The following is a 17,307-nucleotide window of genomic DNA, read 5'->3' as shown; positions in this document are numbered from 1 at the left end:
AAAAAAACATTGACAAGTTCTCACAGAATTTGAATGAATAATATTTATCTTGTTTTATAAAACATAATCACATTTTGTATGAAAATTAGAAATGATTTTGTCTCCAACAGCAGCTCTGTGAGCTATATTATCACCATGAAAAAGGAAATGGTGGAACTCTTTGGAAGAATGTATGCCGATTCGGAAAAAAATGAGCTTGACAAGGTAAGGGAGGTGCTAAAGGACGATCTGCTCGAAAATGGGACGCGTGCCTATATCGAGGGCGAGGAGATGTACATCAAGAAGTATAAATTCGCTACCGATGGCGATATCAATACCAGAGAATATATGGCCCATGACGGTAAGGAAGTTGATGTTGCGGTAATGAGCGATCAGGAGCTCTGGGCCTACATTTATGGAGAGTACATCATGAAAGGTGAAATAGGGAAAATTGTAGGATTTGGTTCAACCCAAGTAGAAACTTATTGATATGGCATTGATCAGAAGACATAGTGATGGCTACAATTTTGTGGCCGATACGGAAACCGGCATCACGATGCGTTGGGGTAAAACCTTCAAAGAAGATCCCTTGAGAGCTCCGTTGCCAGAGCTGGTGGATATATCCATTTCGAACCATTGCACCAAGGGCTGTACCTTTTGCTATAGGGACAGTGTGCCCAATAATGTTTTCATGAGTGTAGAGGACTACGAGTTTGTGATCCGTTCGTTGCGTGACGACAGATGGGGTAATGTGTTCCAGGTCGCCCTTGGAGGGGGCGAACCACTGGAACATCCCGATTTCATAAAGATTTTGGAGATTACCAGGAAATATGACGTTGTACCTAATTTTACGACCAATGCCATGCATATTACAAAGGATGTCGCCCAACAGATCAAGCCCCTCATCGGTGCGGTAGCGATATCCTATCCAAATATCAAAAGCATCCCGTTGACAAAGGCACATATTTTTATAGAGGAAGGCATCAAGACCAACATCCATTTTATCCTGGATAAGAAAAGCATCAAGCAGGGTATCGAAATCTTACAGGGAAAGCATAATAGACTTTTGGAGGGCTTTAATTCGATCATATTCCTCACGTTTAAGCCGATGGGACGGGGAAAGGAGGATCTATGCCTTGAGCTTAACGATGACCTGAAAGAGTTCTGCAAGCTGGTGAACAAGCATGACTGCAATTTGAACATCGGATTCGACTCCTGCTTTATGCCGATGCTGATGCATTTTACCAATACTACACTAGATTTCATCGAGCCCTGCGAATGTGCTTTCTTTTCGGCATATGTGGACGAGCACCTCAATGTGAAGCCCTGTTCGTTCGCCAACCATAATAGGGATACCTATAACCTGCGTGAAAACCAGTTTTCCGATATTTGGAACGGCCATTGGGAAAGCTATCGCGGTGCGCAGGTCAATACTTGCCAGAGAAGCTGTCAGAATGCTTCGAGTTGCAGGGGTGGATGTCCGTACTACAGTCAGATCAACCTTTGTAAAACTGATGTTGCCGCCGAATCGCTGATATGAACATTTCCTGGGCACAATTTGAACAGAACCAGTCTGCGAAAGACGTTAGCTTCGAATCTTTCTGTTATCAGGTCGCATATACCTTATATAGCAGCTTTGGCAGTTTCAGTCATTTTTACAATACTCCGGGGTCTGAGTTTTACTTGAAACTTGATCGAGATTGTCCTGGTTTGGGAAAGATGGGTGAGGAAATCGGATGGCAGGTGAAGTGGTGGTTTGACGGTGAGGATAACACATCCCTGATTGTAACCAGAAGGGATAAACTGGTCGATAATTTTTCTACGACTCTACATCGGCATCCTCATATAAATACCTGGATTGTGTGTACTCCGGGCGCTTTCGTAGAAAGTGCCTTCCAAGAATTGCAAGGTTCCCTTAGGGGTCTTTCTGGGAAAGCAGGCTGCATCCATTGGAGCAAGGCCACTTTCGAGAACTTCTACTTTGCTAATAAAGAAAAGCTTTCGGCTATATTTAATCATTATTTCGCAAAAAAGTTCATTGGGCTAAATCTGTTAAAGGAATTTACGCAGAGGCGCATAGAGGATTTGAGAAACAAGTTCGACGTGGACTTATATACACCTACGGTTTATGATGAGCAGTTGAATGCAATTATTGAATATAAGTCGGTCATTTCCAGGATAGAGGATAAAGCAAGCCATATCCAGGATGCCTTGGATGATATTGAGCGAAGGACATCCTTTAGGAAAAAAGATTTCAAGACTTTCCATCCGGATTATCTCGCTAAAGCGAAAGAATTGGTCAGCCTTTGCATCGAAACTAGCAAAAAAGTGGTTGGTTTGGTAAGAGCTGGGTTAGATATCGAAAGCATCAGCGCAATAGATGAACTGTTGGACGACTACCATGCCAGGTATAGGGTGCTTGCAGACTTCCTCAATGCTAAACTGAAATCTAAAGAATGTTATAAAGACCTCAACAAAACAGATCATCATGAAGAATGGAACCACAGGGAATACCTGATTGGCCCCATCAATGATCTCCAACAGCATATTGTCGCAAAGGATGAAGACGGGGAGAAGATGGATGCTATCGCTGAGCTCATCGATCTGGTCTATCAAAAAGACATGCACATCCTCAGTAGCGCGGGCTATGGGAAAACAAATCTCGCCTGTAACATCTGTAATGTGTTGGTCGGAAAGAAACTACCTTGCGTGCTGATGTTGGGTTCAAATTTTCGTGGAACCGGTCTTCCCCAGAACATGATTCTGGAGCAGTTGGGCCTCGAAAGGGAGTATTCTTTTGTGGACTTTCTGCAGGCGCTACATAATCTGGGCCTTGCCAAGGGGATCAAAGTTCCTATCGTCATAGATGGACTGAACGAAAGCAACCCCTTTGATCAGATTTGGAAGGGACATCTGAAGGACATGATCAGAGATATCAGGAAGTTTGACCACATAATCCTGGTTACGACTTGTCGTGACCGTTACCTGGAAGCGATTTTCGAAGAGACGGACCTGAAGAAAATAGAGAATACAAAGCTTTTGGTGGGTTTTGACCAGAATAACAGGGACGCGGTAATCACCAAATATTTTGAGAAGTATACTATTAGGCCGAAGTCTTGGCACTTCAATAAGGAATTGTTCAGGAATCCGCTGCTGCTAAAGATATTTTCTCAGGTCAACGAGGGAAAACAGCAGATTTCAATCAGTATTGAGAACCTATTCATCAGTATTGAAGCTTATGTCGATCAGATTCTATCAAAAGTCTGTAAAGTGCAGGGAAGGACTGATCCCATCATGAAAAGGAAACTGAAGAAAGGGGTGGATAGTTTTACAAAAGTAATTTGGGAAAACAACAGCAGGGAAATCGATCTCCAGGACTTTCATGAAGTTATCGATCCGGGTTCGGTGACGTTGATAGGTAGCCTGACTGAAAAATTATTGGACGAGGGGCTGTGCTTCCAGAGAAATTTGCATTCCGACATCGAAACTGTCCAGTTTACTTACGATCTGGTCGGCGGTTGTCTGATTGCGAAGTACCTGCTGGCCGAAATCAAAGATGTTACAGAACTTATAGCTTATTTTAAAACCGAACAAGTCCAGGCTAAGATCGGAGAGGGAACGGAACAGCACCCATTGAGGCAGGATATCCTGATTTCCCTGGTGCACCTGCTCCCACATCAATTCGGCGTCGATTTATTTGAGGTGTCCAGTAATGAGGAGGTGATTTCCGAATGCATCAACAATGTAGACTATCTAATTGATAGGAAAGAGTCACAGGAGAAATTTATAGCCATTCTTGCCAAGCTGAAGAAAAAAGAGAGAAACTATGCGCTGATCTATGAAAAACTCTTCGAGAATATTTATTTAAAAGAGCTTTACGGCCTTGGAGAATTGACCATTTCTCTTTTGGAAGCATTGAAACAAGCAGATATTGATCTTTTTTGGAGTGAACTGATAAGGAAGAGCAGGTTCAGGGTTTACGCCTATCTGGAAAAACGGAACATTGATTTCAGGAAGAAAAAATTTGATTCTTATGAGCTGGAGGAAGAGTTCTTTACCAACTATTTGTCCGCGACTTCCAGCGACAGGTCTATTGTTTCGCTGGCTACGGAAAACCTTACTTTGCTATGTAGGGAGCTTGGCAAATTAAACCTGGTCCCTCAGTTAAAAAAGGCAATGCTGGTAAAGGATGGGAATTGTCTTCAGGTGCTTTGCGCTGCGATGCTCGGCTCACTGATGATATCGGAAGATAAGGCGTTTGGCAACGAGCTTCGGATTTTTGTAACTGGCGAGTTTATTCCAAAGCTCGCAACCAATGATGCGCTGGTCTTAGAGTATCTGTTGACCATGTCCGAATATGCCAAAAGCCAAATGGGTATCAATTTTGGAAAATTGGATTTTAGGAGACTACCCATCGAATTACCGGATAAGCCTAGGGCTACAGGTGACAGGTCGGGCAGTTTTCCGGAATTTTTTGGGATGGATATCTATGACTTTAACAAATATCAGGTTCGTTCCATCAGTACCGATAGTTATTTTAAGAGAAAGACGCTGTCGGAAACGCAGATATTAACTATTATCCGAGAACTTGTTGCCAAGATGGGCTATGCCAAAAATAAGTTTGAAACCATTGAGCTGGACATCTCTAAAAACCGTAACCAATATTATGCCGAAGGGTTGCATGGGAAATTTTTGGATTACAGGGAGAAATATCTATGGTTGGCCTACCATGACCTTACAGGGAGGTTGTTCCTTGACGGCAAGCTCAAAAAGGAGTATGGTCACCGGTTTCGGCCTGACTATCTGGTCTTTGATCCATCTTTTCCTGTACTGCCGAAAAAATTCCAATTGATCACAGATTCATTTTTGCCAAGGGACGCCAGTACGTTAAGCAGCTGGTTGGAGGATAAGGGTGAGGCAATAATAGATGATTTTTATAGCGCTATACTGGACGATGGGGAGGAATGGCTACTCATTTCAGCGGAAGTCAAACAAAAATCATCGGAACTCAATGCCGATTTTTATTTGGGCATACAGAGCTTTTTGATTGATATGCCTATGATAAAAAGTTTCTCTGAACAGGTGAAGCAGGGTAAACTCCATTTGGACACTAGTAGTAATTATCATGTTTTTGCGGGCGAGATTTCATGGAGCAAATTTGCTGAATTCTATGAGGAAGGCTATTATGCAGATGAAATGGGATTGATGGATCTGCTTAACTACTACAGTTGGCAAGGGTATACCTCCGAAAGGTATCCACACCCCAATTTCCGTTTTCTTGATAAGAAAATCTCCGCTGCGCTTGGTCTACGTTTTAGGATTGAAGATTTGAGCTTTTATGACAAGTCAACCGGTGCCAGGGTAAGCCAATACATTTGGGCCGACGGCTGTAAGTTATACTATATAAGGAAAAACTACATGGATCGACTACTACAAATATTTGAGGGAAAGGATATGGTACGGTACCAATTCATTTCAAAGCATGCTGAGGTCGACGACAGCAAACGTCGCGGATATGGGAGGGATGCCGTCTGGTTGAAACGTATAACAACGTACTTATCGGATGTAGGTTAGAATGTCTGGGAATGTTTGTTGTGTATGTTTAGGTTCGGGTTTGGGCAATCTTTCAAAAGTTTTTGTGTTTTAAAAAAAACAATTAAATTTATTCGGCTCTTAATCATACCCGACTGGCCATTGATGAGTTTTGCGTGCTGTTTTTTCGCAAGTACTCGCCTTTGATGTTTCAGGTTCCGGCGCATGTATCGATGGGCTGGATTTCTAAACCAAATAAATTTGTGATGCAAGTAAAAGTCAATATGCTGGATGTTTCCGATGGTGATGCGATCATCGTGGAACTCGAAAAATCTGGCCAGCGAATGGTCATGGTCATCGATGGCGGTATGGTGGGCCACTATTTAACGAAATTAAAGCCGAAGTTGCAGGAGGTACTGAAACGCAATGGGAAGGCTGCACCTGACATCGTGGTCTGTACCCATTATGACAGTGACCATATTGGTGGACTTATTCCCCTGATCGAAGATTACATTGATGGTGTCAAGGAAGTGTGGGTGCATGAAACGCCGGAAGTTTTGAAAGACTTGGGCAATGGACGAGATTTGATGGATCAGGTGGTGGAGCATGCCGACGAGCTGGTGCTGGATTCAGCGGCCAAGGTTGGGAGTAATGGCGTTACTATGCTTCAGGAGAAAGCTGAATTCTTAATCGAATCCATTGGTCAACTGAAACAGTTACTTTCTTTGGTGCCAGAGCGGAAGGTTAGGAATGTGTTCCATGGCGATGGCCCTAAATTTGCACATTGGCCTGAAGTGAAGGTGCTTGGGCCCACAAGGGAATATTTCGAAGAACTTTTTCCGCCCAACAAAAAATCATACGAGTTGTTGTCAGAGGAGCTTCGCGAGCATGTGCTGTTTGAGGGCTTTAATAGGTTTCAGCAACTGGCGGGCTTGAAGTCTTGCGATAAGTTGAAGGACGAGCAAACGGCATCGATTACGGCGACTAACCGCGCCAGCATTATTATTGCCATCGACTGTGATAAAGGGCGTTTGCTATTTACGGGGGATGCGGGGATCTCTTCTTTCAAACGGATCCCAGATTGGGAAAGAGAACTGAGGGACCTTTATTTTCTGAAGATACCTCATCATGGCTCAAACAACAACATTTCTAAGGAAATTTCCGAACTGATGAACCCGGTGCATGCCTATAATTCTGGCAATAGGCATCAGGATGACGAGGTGCTTGACTGTTTCGATTCGAAGGCGCGTAACTTTTCCGTAAAAACGACAAAGCTTAATGGGGACCTATCTTTTGAAGCTTAAAGATGATGCATAAAATGAATAAGAATACTGTGGCTTTCGGATGGATGGCTATGGCGACGGTGATTGCTATCTTTGTAGCGGTATACCTCTATTTTGAGAACGAAGAAAAGGAAAAGAAAATCGCTGAACTGGAAGAGGATAAGCTTAAGCTGATCCTTGATTCGCTCAAGCGGAACCCAGATCTGAGCGCCGAAATGAAGTTCCAGATCGAAAAGCTGATCGAGGAGTTCAGGGATGTCGATGTCAAGATATCCAACGAACTTGCGCAGGCGCTGCAGCTATTGCAGATAGGGCAGACCGAAAATGCCATCGAGGATATGGTAAAGATTATGGAACACCTTTTGAACGTGCACTACAAGAGTGATCCCGCATTTAAGAAGTGGATCAAACAGGAAAAAAAGAAACCTGACCTGCATAACCTGTTGATGTTCTGTAAGACCGAACAGAAGATTGATGATATCGAATTCCAGTTCTTCATTGCCATCAAGACCATCAGGAACAAGGAGGATCATACCCTTGACCTGAAATTGGACAATTACATCAACGTATCAGGTTTGGTGACGGCCATCGGAGGGATCTTCAAGTTGGCATCGATCGTGTATCCGAAAAAGAAATTGGGGGAAGTCATCGAACTGAAGGTGGTTTCCTGAGATGCGGCTATGACTTGGCCAATCACACATGATGCTTGGTAAAATTTATTTCATTAATTTTACTACCAACCAAATGTTTACGCTCATAAATGGAATTTAAATATATAGAAGAAGTACTGCCCGGGGTGGCTCTAGACCTGAATGTGCTCAACAGGGAAACAGTCACCTACAACACTTTATTGTACCAACATGAAGGTGTGCTGTCCGCTAGCAACCTTGCGATAAAAAATGGTACTGATGTATCCACTAAACTTCGTTCCTACTTTGCTCTATTGAAGGAGACCGGTGCAGATCTTGGGCTTGTTCCAGAATATTGCTGTCCTTTTGTTTCGCTGAACGAGATTATTGCAGATAAGCAACACTGGCCTAACGCGGGCAAACTGTGGACTATCGGGATGGAATCCCTGAACAAGGAAGAACTTGTGGAATTTCGCTCAAATTTGAGTGAGGATATTATCTCCTATTTCGATGAGCGGGTACTTCAGGGCATTAATAATTTCGTCGATCCTTTGGTCTATCTGTTTAGGACAGTGGTCGAAGATGTGGAAAAACTTGTCCTTTTGATGCAGTTCAAGAACTTTCATATGGGTGTTTGGAGCGGAGGTGATGTCGAACGGGACAACCTGATTCCGGGAAGGGAAATCTATATCTTGCGCAATCGGCCGAACTCTGTCCATCTCATGTCTGTGATCTGCTCCGAGGCAATGAACCTCTCTGAACAGATGACGAAGGAGGTCAAGGACCGGATTCTCTGGGGAGACCTGCCTTTTCTCGTATTGAATCCACAGGTAAACCCAGGCCCCACACATCCCTGTTTCCTAAATTTCAGGAGTTTCGTACTCTCGGCGCAGCGCACCGAGGTGATCGGATTGAACTGGAACAATAAGTCTAAGCTAGGTCGTGATGGGCTGTTAGCCAAAAAATCAGCTCGAAGTGGCGTATACATGCGCTCAAACGATTTTGGTTTTCATAAATTGGCGAGGATAAGGGATAATCATCAGCTTGGCCTTTATTATTACTACTATGGTATGGATAAGCATGCCTTCATTTTAAATAGTGCGGCACATGCTTTTCTGTTCAACAACACCTCGGTCAATATCAATAGCGGTGTAGCGCCACAACAGATGAGAAATGGTCCCCATATGTTAGCGACCTACGTTTTCGACCATGAAGATAGCCTTGTGGCCGTAGATACTGTTTCGGACGAACATATCGCTTACCTGCAGTCGGTAGGATGTCATAATGTATTTTTGAACAGTCCCGAAAATTGTGTGATAGAGAAGGAGCTTTTGGCTTGCCTCAGCACTGGAGAGATTACCGAGAAAACTGCGAAGCAATGGTCGGAACTGAAGCATGTCTGGTCGATGAAAAGTTTGGATAATACCGACATCAATAGGCGCATCACGGTTGGAGAAGATTTGGAAGAAGAAAGCGTAAGGATAAGGAACAGGTATGTCGAACTGATGGAGGTTTTAGGTGCTGAGATCCTTCGCAACCCAGGTTATCTGCCCAACAGTCTGTCCAATCTCAAGACAGAAGAACTGTTGTTGGGCTATTCGCACCACAAAAATGATAAGAAGGAGAAACTGGTAGGATTACAGTATTTCAGGTGTAATCTAGTGAATACGGCAGGTGAAATGGTCTGGGCCACGGTTTGTTACCTCGGAATGGCGACTGACGAGGTAATTGGACGGACTTTCCAGGCCCTTCAGAGCCTTTTCGACCTAGAAAATAAAAACAGGGAAAGGGTCGTGGTATTTTATCGTCGGGATGGAGCTTATCATGCAAAGTCTGGCGAAAGCAGTAGCAGTATAAGGGATATAGTAAGTGGCAACGAAAACTCATTTTTGAAATAGTCTGATGGACAATATAAGAATTATCGATACGGCGAAGAAAATTCTTCCCGATCTAAAAGAAATAAACAAGGGAATCTACAGGGGGACGCTAAATATAGAAGATAAAGTGGCCGGCGTGTGTTTCATCGATCTGCTGAATGATAAAAAGGAAGATTTTGGAGATTATCAGGAACAGTTGCTTTCCAGCGAGTTCTATAGCAATCCTGGTGCACTCCAGTGGAATTATTACCTGTTCCTGTTAAATGACCAGTTTTCAGAGGAAGAGGTTAACGATATCGAAAATGACGATAAATATGCGCGGAAATACGTGCTCGATGAAAAGGAGTTCACCGACTTCTTCCATATCGATCTTGCAGAAAAGACGGTACAGCCCGACATTGTATCCGAATGGAAGAAATTGTTACAGGAAGTTGATCTGCAGGAGGTCTATACTGATGAGACTTATGTAAGTGTAATGGATCGCTTTTCGCAGAATCAGACTAGAAAGGAGGCTATTGCAAGTGTTAAGAAGGCGGTTGGCGATGTAGGTACGGTGAAATTTATCGATAGGTTGTTGCTGAAGGAAAATTATCGTCTTTTTCCAAAATCTGTAAGGGATTTTAGTTTTGGCAAGGTAAATTTATTCAAGGGGATCAATGGTGTTGGGAAAACCTCGGTCTTTGAGGGGATAGAACTGATGCTTTGCGGTAGGTCTGCAAGGAATGTTCACCAGGTCAATCCGAACGGCTGTTTGGAGGCAATCTATAATGGTTCATCCAAGATGGAACAATACCAGGGAACTAATCAGGCATTATTCCAAGCCAGGGATCTCAAATGGTATTCCACTACTTACAACCGTGGTAACACCCTGTTTAATTCTTTCAATAGATTCAACTATTTCAATGCGGACGCGGCCCACAGCTTTTCCAGCAGTAAAACAGAAGGTGAAGTCATGGACGCACTAAAAAGTATTATTCTGGGACCTGAGTTCAATCATATACAGGAACGTTGTAATAAAATGTTTGAAAGGATTAGACCAGAGTACAGGAAGCTCAAGGACGCCTTTGATGCGGCAAAAAATGAAATTGTTTTAGACAACAAGGTGGTCGGTGCGTATCTAGAGCCCCAAAACCTGAAATATATCCGTGAGAAAGTAGCACAGGACATGCAGAACGTCGGTTTTCACAAAAAGGGTTTGGATGTGGATACAGAGCTGACGGCGATTGAAGACCTGAATAACCAGTTGGGTGTGCTGTTGCAGAATTTTGCCGATGACAATTTCTTTTATGATACGCTGAGTGCGATCCAATTGGCCAGGGACAAGTTTGATGGTAAAAAAGCCGCCTTTGACGGACTGATCGATCAAGTCAAAGCGCTGGCACAAAAAAGTGCTACTATCCAAGGTCTCCAAAAAGACCTCGAGAAAAAAATACAGCTGCTTGAGAGGGGGATGGAATATCTAGCCGAAGGCAGGTATATGGAGCTAGAGGGGGTGACCGTTAAACAACGGGAGCAACAGCTGATCAAAAATAAAACGGATTTTGTTGCGGCCTCCATTTCACAAATTGACACTTCTTCCTACCGCTCTTCACAAAATATTGATGCCTTTGTGTTAGCGGAAAAGAGTAGAGATGAGCAAATACAAAATGATATTAAAACAGTTAAACAGGAGATACAACGGGAACTGGACAAAATGGGCAAGGTCGAGGGACTGATCAAGGAGCTAAAGACCAAAGGGAAGCTCTATCTGGAGGTCGCGCCGGAAGCTACCAGTTGCCCATTATGTGAAACCAGTTTCGAGCGTTCGAAACTAGAAAATAGCATCAATTTATTGATCAGTTCGGAAATCGACGGAAGCGAAAGGTTCGATGAGAAAAATAAGAAGGTCTCTGCATGGACGGAAGAGTCAACTCATATCCAAAAGAAATTAACTGATATCGCAAAAATCAAAGATGCCTATCAGAGCTATTTTGGATTAGATGCACCGATCATGTCCTTTGATGAGACTTTGCTAAAAGTCTCAGAAATTATTGGCAAATCGACAGACGTCGCAAATGAATTGGAAAGACTGAACGATACTATCGCTTTTGGCAACCTTTCGGGAAAATCTGAGGTGGAGCTTGCCGAGCTGAAAGTGAGGATATCCCAGGCTTTTAATGACGAACTGAAATTGGATGTGCTGAATGTAACTGGCATTACTAACAAGCTATCTGCTCTACGTAAAGAATTTTCAGCTAACAGTTCAGAACTGGAAAGAAATACTGATGAACGTTATAAGAAAGGGTTAGATGTCAAATTGCTACTTGGTCTACCGCCAGAAGAACAAGCTGATGCCAAATTAGCGGCTAGAAAATTGGAAGAGGAGGATAAACAGCTAGCGTTATTCGCCGGATATGCCGCCAAACTAACATCTCTTTTAGCTATCGGTGATACCAGTAAGTTCTCGGAGATCAAGAACAATTCTGACGTGCTGAAACAGGCTATTCAGTCCTTTAGGAATACCCTTAGTGGTGAAATAGTGGTTAAACAGGCTAGGGAACGGCTGGATAAAAACAACAAGATGATAGCGCTCAACTCGGAAAAGCTGGAACGCTTCCGTAAAGCATTTGAGCGTTTGACAGAATTGACCTCCGATGGAGCTGCTAAGAAAATTGAAGAGTTCTTTGTTGGTAATCTAGGTGAGATCATCGATATCTTCAAGTCTATTCACGTTCCCAAAGAATTTTCAGATCTTAAATTTGAGAGTGACAGGCTGGTTTTGATTGACCAGCAGGGAAAGCGCAGGTTCGTGACGGAAATCAGCACTGGGCAGAGATCAGCGCTTGCGCTTTCAATTTTCTTGTCGCTGAACAACAAGCTTACCAACGGTCCTGACATCATCATGTTTGATGACCCGGTTGCTTTCATTGATGATTTGAATGCTTTGTCTTTTCTGGATTATCTGAGACTGAATGCGCTGAAATCTGGTAAACAGATATTTTTCGCAACAGCAAATACGCGTCTTGCACACCTTTTTGAGAAAAAATTTGCGTTTTTAGAGGATGATTTCAGACAATGGCAATTAGAAAGAAATTGATTTTTGAACTGGCATTTGATAATAGTTTCTAACAGGGACATGCCAACTTGATTTTTGATAAACAGCGGGATGATGGAAGAAAAAAAATACCTTATTGAAGGGCTCGTAATTATATTATCGTTGTCCGTATTCTATGTCCTGAAGAACTATTTACCGAAATATTTTGAAGCAAAGGCCGCTAATCAAGCTACAAAGGAAGATATCGGTGAAATAACAGAAGTCGTAGAGAACATAAAATCTGATCTTGCGCAGCAAACTGAAATGTTGAAAGCGCAACGTTCGCTAGATAACCAACATAGGCTCAATCTCAAAAACTCTGAGCGGGATGCCATCTTTGATTTTAACAAGCAAAAATCCGTGTGGATATATTCCCTGATGAGGTTTTCTTTTTACGGTTACGAATTGCAGAATTATAAAGAGGTGAATACGCGTAAATATCTGGAAATTGAGCAGCGACAATACGAATTCGAACTGGCCACTGCACATTTGGAACTTTTCGTATATGATGGCGAGTTTATCGTATTGAAAGGAGATTTGTTTAGCCACATTATCGAGCTACATAAGGTTGTTTTAGATACCACCTACAAGCTATTCTACGCTTTCTCAAAAACAGAAATAGAGATGGTAGTGGAAAAAGATAAACCCCTAGAATTGGCAAGAATCCGTAACGAGTTGAATGAAGAGTTGCTTGGAATACAAAAGAAATACCGGGAAGCTACTGCTGAACAGTTCAAAAAGGTAGAACGTGTGAATTTTAAAATGCGAGATTTGCTCTATAAAAGGTTAAAGAACTTGGAAAATGAACAATGAGTCGCTTTTAGCGTTTAGGATGCCAGTTTTTTTTACGCATTCTTATAGATTTGTGGATACTGTAGATCGATATGGCAAAAGTTAAGTTCATACCTTTATTTGAGCGTTCGCTGAAGGAACAGGCGGGAATGGTACGGGCACGTATCGTGGAGGTGAAGCGTGATAATCTTCGCCGCGGGTTCTATAACCTCTATCGTAATGAACTCTGTACTTCCAATGACCTGTTCATCCGAGCTTACCGTGACCGCAGGGAACTGGTAAGGGTCGATGTGGACAGCGGTAGTACGGTTACCCTAAGGGTGCTATAATGGCCAGGGCACAGCTCTACGTTTTTGCGGGTCCCAACGGTTCTGGAAAGAGTTGACAATAAGTAATTTGTCAAAAAAATTGACTATAAAAATGTTGTCATCTCAGGAAGGTGGGTAAACCTTTCCAATGAACATATCTGATACGGTTTGGTAGAGAAAAGCTGACCGTCGATATTACATTACTGTCTTAGCATCACGAATGATTCGTTAAAATGATAAAAGGAAGTATCCAGAAGGTTGTGGCTTTCGTTGCCTTTGTTCATCGTCAACTTGATGAGCATTTTCATTTCATAGACCGGTTTCGGGTTCTTGTTGGTTTTGATGCGATTTTTTATTTTTTGATTCGTATTTTCATAAGCGTTGATCGAATCAAGTAGGGCTTTCGCTTTTCCCTGATGTTCCTCGAAATCGTTCTTGGTATTGTTGAAAAGTACTGTCCAACCGAGACTTTTCTGTAATCTCATCTGCGAAAGCTCGTTTTTCATCAGGGATTGATATTGTCTAGTCTCCGATAGGAAGTTATCTATTTTCTCCTGGTTCTTAACTTGACGTAGGGTATCCAACGTATTTTCGGTTAGGGTATCTACCGATAGGAACGTGACCTCACGAAGTGTCGTGGTCACATTCTCCTTGAACAGTCCGTCGTCTATGTGTTTATTGATTGTATCGGTCATTTTTTCGATACCTTCAGTCTTCTTGTCTTTGCAGGAAATGGTCACTGTTGCCAGCAATAGTGCCGTAGCGGAGAGAATTAATTTTCTCATGAATATTTAATGTGCTGCAATATAGGAATAAATTTGTGTTTGTATTTGCCACTTAGTTGATGGAGGATACCTAAGGTTATTGAAGAAACGTTAATCCTCCTGAAAGACAGAAATAAGCTGCCATACTGGAGGATATCCTAAAAGTGGCCACCTGTTTTTTTTCAAAGTGGCCACTTTTTTCGCTCCAAAGTGTCCAGTCTATTTCGCTTGAAAGTGTCCAGTCGACTGATTTTAAGCTTGTTTGATCGTGTGTTGGTATGTTTCGGGATAATGTTTCGGGCGCTATGTTTTAACGACTCTGATCGCTTTATAATCGGTTTTTTCAAGAAGTTTCGATGTGGTTTGTTAAACTAAATTTACGTAGGGTTATTTAGTGATGTCAGGGAGCTATTCCGATGCTTTTGCTACGCAAAAGGCAGGTATGGGAGCTTGTTTACTTGTGGTGTCTGGATCGGAAAATGTAAGTGGTGGGTGAGAAACGCAGTCGGGATGAAAAACAAAAATGATCAGTTGGAGTGGACAGTTTGGAACGGAATGGACTGGCTACTATTACCGAAATCTACAATTACTCACAATATTCATTAATTTCCCAGCAAATTTCCCACAACCAATTCTAAACTATTTTATTTGGATATTGCCAAATTAAAGGTTCTAAAGTAGTCCGATAGAGGTTGATCCAATTCAAATTATTTTCTAAAAAACTAATCTTATTCTATAAAGCCTTTGCTTTTCAAGTCTTCAATTATCGGTTCTAATAGTCTGCAAAAGCGCTCTAGGTGTTCAAAATAGTCATCTTGAACGGTACAACTCTAAAGCCTTTAGCAAATCGCTAAAGGCTTTTTCTATTTGGTAATTTATATGCATAGCAAATGCTAATTTGTGCTTTCAACCTAATCTAAAGAGGAGATTGGAGTCTTTTAGCGATCATTTCACTATTTTGAATTTTTGTAAGGCCCATTACATTACCCTTAGCATCCATATTAAAAATGATTGATGCATCTAAGTATCGGGCAAAAAATTGATGTGCTGCAAAAGGGATAAGTTCCTTTTTGTCATTTCCTACCTGACCAAATAGCTTATCACCTTCTAATACAACTTCAAAAACAGGCCCAGGGCTAAACTGATACCTACCAGTGTAACGCTGTAGCAACTTGGTTGGTATACTCATTTTCTTTTGCGCTTCAACCTTTATGTTTTTACGACTAGCTTTATAAGCTAGCCCTGTACCATCAATAGTGAAACCGTTTATCTTCCCAAAGCTATCTTTAATAAAATGAAAACTAGTTAAAGTGTTTCCTAGTGTGAAATGTCCTTTCTCGTAGGCGTTCAAAGGGGTTTTTATACCACCCTGGTAATAATACATCAGGTTGCCGTCCTCTAACCTAATCGTATATTCACCACCATTTTCTAGCTTGTATACGCCCTGGTAATGCTCCATCTCCAACGCTGTCAAGGTAATTTTTCTAAAGTGATAGGGCTTTCCCAACGCAAAGGCCAGTATTTTCGATGCGATAATATCCAATTCGGCAGCATTGTCGCAGTTTCTAAAAATGGATATCGACAAATTCTCCTGTGGTAAATAGGCTGCATAGGTAAAAAAGCCATTTACTACCCCAACATGCTTAACGCTTGCACTTCCCTGTACATTGCCCACTTCCCAACCATAGCCATAACCAATTAAAGTCCCATTGTTAAGTTTAAAGGAACTGAATGCTTTTATTAGCGTTTCGGGCTTTAAAAACTGACCGTTATGCAAAGCATGATACCATTTTTGAATATCCGCAGGATTAGAAACCAGCGAGCCCGCGGCATAAGGCAAAGTCATGCTAAGGAAATCTGCATTACGGTATTGCCCGTTTCTTAGTACATATCCAGGTACCCGGCCCGCAATTAGTTTGGTAGGGCTATCATAATATGAATTTTTCATCCCTAAAGGTTTAAAAATAACCTCGTCAATATATTCGCCATAAGTTTTGCCAGTAAGCTTTTCTATCATATAGCCCAAAAGCACGTATCCCGAATTAGAATATTTATAAGCCGTACCTGGTTTAAATGCTAGCGGTTCATCTTTAAAAAAATCAATCAGTTGTTTAGGGCTTAAATCCTTTCGTTTCACTTCTTCCGTAAAGCCAGATAAACCAGTATAGTTAATTATTCCAGCGGTATGCGTTAACAGCGCTTCAATGGTGATGATTTCATTTTTCTGCGGAAAACCTGGAATATATTTACGGATATCGTCACCAAGCGATAATTTTCCTTGCTCCATGAGTTTAAGGATTGCACAAGCCGTAAACTGTTTGCTAATCGAGCCAATGCGAAAAACATGGTCCACCTTCATGTCCACATCAAGCTCAACGTTCGCCTTTCCAAAGGCTTTTTGATAAAGTACTTTATCGCCACTAGAAAGATAGATAACAGTACCAGGAGCATTGTTGGTAAGCCCTTCAGTTGCCACCAATGAGTCAATGATGTTTGTATTTACCTGTGCATTTGTAATTGCTGGAGCTAGCATAGAAAAGCTAAGGCATAGCAATGCCCTTAATGATGTTTTCATTTTTTTTAATGATAAGGTTAAACGGATAATGGTTTTGGCGGTTACACTAATCTTTTTTTCGCATGTTTTTTAACAGTGCACCACAAGAAATTAGCGCTAGGCCCAAACCTAAGAAAATACAAAAGCAGAAAATAGCGATCTTTTGCTGGGGAAATATCAGACTTAGCCAAGTGCCTGTTGCAATGCCCAGCGCAATTCCTATGCTTACAATTCCCAGTATCAATAACCATGACGAAAATTCTGACTGGCCTTTAAAATGATGGGGATCGAGGCCTCTTTCAATGATTTCCATACGCTCCTTATGTCGGGTAGTGAAATAGTAATAGCTAATTCCAAATATCACTAGGCATATGGATATAAATAGTGCAGCAGAAGTACTTTCCATTTTATTGTGTTTATCTTATTTACTCATAAGACTTGAAATAATTAACATTGGTCACAATGTGACCTTTCTTTTAAAAGCGTAGTCTAAGTATTGAAGTAAAAGGAAATTAA

11 protein-coding genes are annotated in these 17,307 nt (G+C 41.9%); 8 read left to right on the top strand and 3 right to left on the bottom strand.

Translation table 11 applies throughout. The annotated features are described in order from the left end of the window. Window positions 1–78: 78 nt before the first annotated feature. The 8 genes from DUT70_RS04835 to DUT70_RS04800 all read left to right on the top strand — a co-directional run bounded on the left by DUT70_RS04835 (window position 79) and on the right by DUT70_RS04800 (window position 13,186). Window positions 79–468 carry a hypothetical protein gene (locus DUT70_RS04835; protein WP_113646140.1) on the top strand — a complete coding sequence of 130 codons (390 nt, stop codon included), beginning with the start codon at window positions 79–81 and terminating at the stop codon, window positions 466–468. Window position 469: 1 nt separating this feature from the next. Then, on the top strand, window positions 470–1,519 hold the full coding sequence (locus tag DUT70_RS04830) for a radical SAM protein (RefSeq protein ID WP_113646139.1): 1,050 nt from the start codon (window positions 470–472) through the stop codon (window positions 1,517–1,519). Then, entirely contained in the window at window positions 1,516–5,553 is a 4,038-nt protein-coding gene (locus tag DUT70_RS04825; protein WP_113646138.1) for an NACHT domain-containing protein, read from the top strand. The genes DUT70_RS04830 and DUT70_RS04825 overlap by 4 nt, the downstream gene beginning before the upstream one ends. 224 nt (window positions 5,554–5,777) lie before the next feature. Beyond that, entirely contained in the window at window positions 5,778–6,815 is a 1,038-nt protein-coding gene (locus tag DUT70_RS04820; RefSeq protein ID WP_162926566.1) for a ComEC/Rec2 family competence protein, read from the top strand. 14 nt (window positions 6,816–6,829) lie between these two features. Continuing rightward, window positions 6,830–7,465, top strand: a complete 636-nt coding sequence (locus tag DUT70_RS04815; RefSeq protein WP_128353295.1) for a hypothetical protein — start codon at window positions 6,830–6,832, stop codon at window positions 7,463–7,465. An 89-nt stretch (window positions 7,466–7,554) separates the two neighbouring features. Beyond that, window positions 7,555–9,321, top strand: a complete 1,767-nt coding sequence (locus tag DUT70_RS04810; protein WP_113646135.1) for a hypothetical protein — start codon at window positions 7,555–7,557, stop codon at window positions 9,319–9,321. A gap of 4 nt (window positions 9,322–9,325) precedes the next feature. Then, window positions 9,326–12,376, top strand: a complete 3,051-nt coding sequence (locus DUT70_RS04805) for an ABC-three component system middle component 1 (protein WP_113646134.1) — start codon at window positions 9,326–9,328, stop codon at window positions 12,374–12,376. Between the two features lie 72 nt (window positions 12,377–12,448). Then, window positions 12,449–13,186: a hypothetical protein gene (locus DUT70_RS04800; RefSeq protein ID WP_128353294.1), complete on the top strand. Its 738-nt coding sequence runs from the start codon at window positions 12,449–12,451 to the stop codon at window positions 13,184–13,186. Window positions 13,187–13,673: 487 nt separating this feature from the next. Here the strand turns inward: DUT70_RS04800 and DUT70_RS04795 are convergent, their stop codons facing one another. The 3 genes from DUT70_RS04795 to DUT70_RS04785 all read right to left on the bottom strand — a co-directional run bounded on the left by DUT70_RS04795 (window position 13,674) and on the right by DUT70_RS04785 (window position 17,197). After that, a complete protein-coding gene (locus DUT70_RS04795; protein ID WP_113646132.1) occupies window positions 13,674–14,258 on the bottom strand; it encodes a hypothetical protein in 585 nt (194 codons plus the stop codon). An 895-nt stretch (window positions 14,259–15,153) separates the two neighbouring features. Beyond that, window positions 15,154–16,812 (bottom strand): serine hydrolase, encoded by a 1,659-nt coding sequence (locus DUT70_RS04790; RefSeq protein ID WP_113646131.1) that lies wholly within the window; start codon window positions 16,810–16,812, stop codon window positions 15,154–15,156. 46 nt (window positions 16,813–16,858) lie between these two features. After that, on the bottom strand, window positions 16,859–17,197 hold the full coding sequence (locus DUT70_RS04785; protein WP_128353293.1) for a DUF6249 domain-containing protein: 339 nt from the start codon (window positions 17,195–17,197) through the stop codon (window positions 16,859–16,861). Window positions 17,198–17,307 lie beyond the last annotated feature (110 nt).

It is taken from the genome of Pedobacter chitinilyticus (genome assembly GCF_003313385.1).
GTDB classification, from domain to species: domain Bacteria; phylum Bacteroidota; class Bacteroidia; order Sphingobacteriales; family Sphingobacteriaceae; genus Pedobacter; species Pedobacter chitinilyticus.
This window is presented reverse-complemented; position numbering and strand designations above follow the sequence as displayed.

Coding starts and splice junctions, on each gene's coding strand:
- DUT70_RS04835 (WP_113646140.1), top strand. CDS start 79: ATGAAAATTAGAAATGATTTTGTCTCCAACAGCAGCTCTGTGAGCTAT.
- DUT70_RS04830 (WP_113646139.1), top strand. CDS start 470: ATGGCATTGATCAGAAGACATAGTGATGGCTACAATTTTGTGGCCGAT.
- DUT70_RS04825 (WP_113646138.1), top strand. CDS start 1,516: ATGAACATTTCCTGGGCACAATTTGAACAGAACCAGTCTGCGAAAGAC.
- DUT70_RS04820 (WP_162926566.1), top strand. CDS start 5,778: ATGCAAGTAAAAGTCAATATGCTGGATGTTTCCGATGGTGATGCGATC.
- DUT70_RS04815 (WP_128353295.1), top strand. CDS start 6,830: ATGAATAAGAATACTGTGGCTTTCGGATGGATGGCTATGGCGACGGTG.
- DUT70_RS04810 (WP_113646135.1), top strand. CDS start 7,555: ATGGAATTTAAATATATAGAAGAAGTACTGCCCGGGGTGGCTCTAGAC.
- DUT70_RS04805 (WP_113646134.1), top strand. CDS start 9,326: ATGGACAATATAAGAATTATCGATACGGCGAAGAAAATTCTTCCCGAT.
- DUT70_RS04800 (WP_128353294.1), top strand. CDS start 12,449: ATGGAAGAAAAAAAATACCTTATTGAAGGGCTCGTAATTATATTATCG.
- DUT70_RS04795 (WP_113646132.1), bottom strand. CDS start 14,258: ATGAGAAAATTAATTCTCTCCGCTACGGCACTATTGCTGGCAACAGTG.
- DUT70_RS04790 (WP_113646131.1), bottom strand. CDS start 16,812: ATGAAAACATCATTAAGGGCATTGCTATGCCTTAGCTTTTCTATGCTA.
- DUT70_RS04785 (WP_128353293.1), bottom strand. CDS start 17,197: ATGGAAAGTACTTCTGCTGCACTATTTATATCCATATGCCTAGTGATA.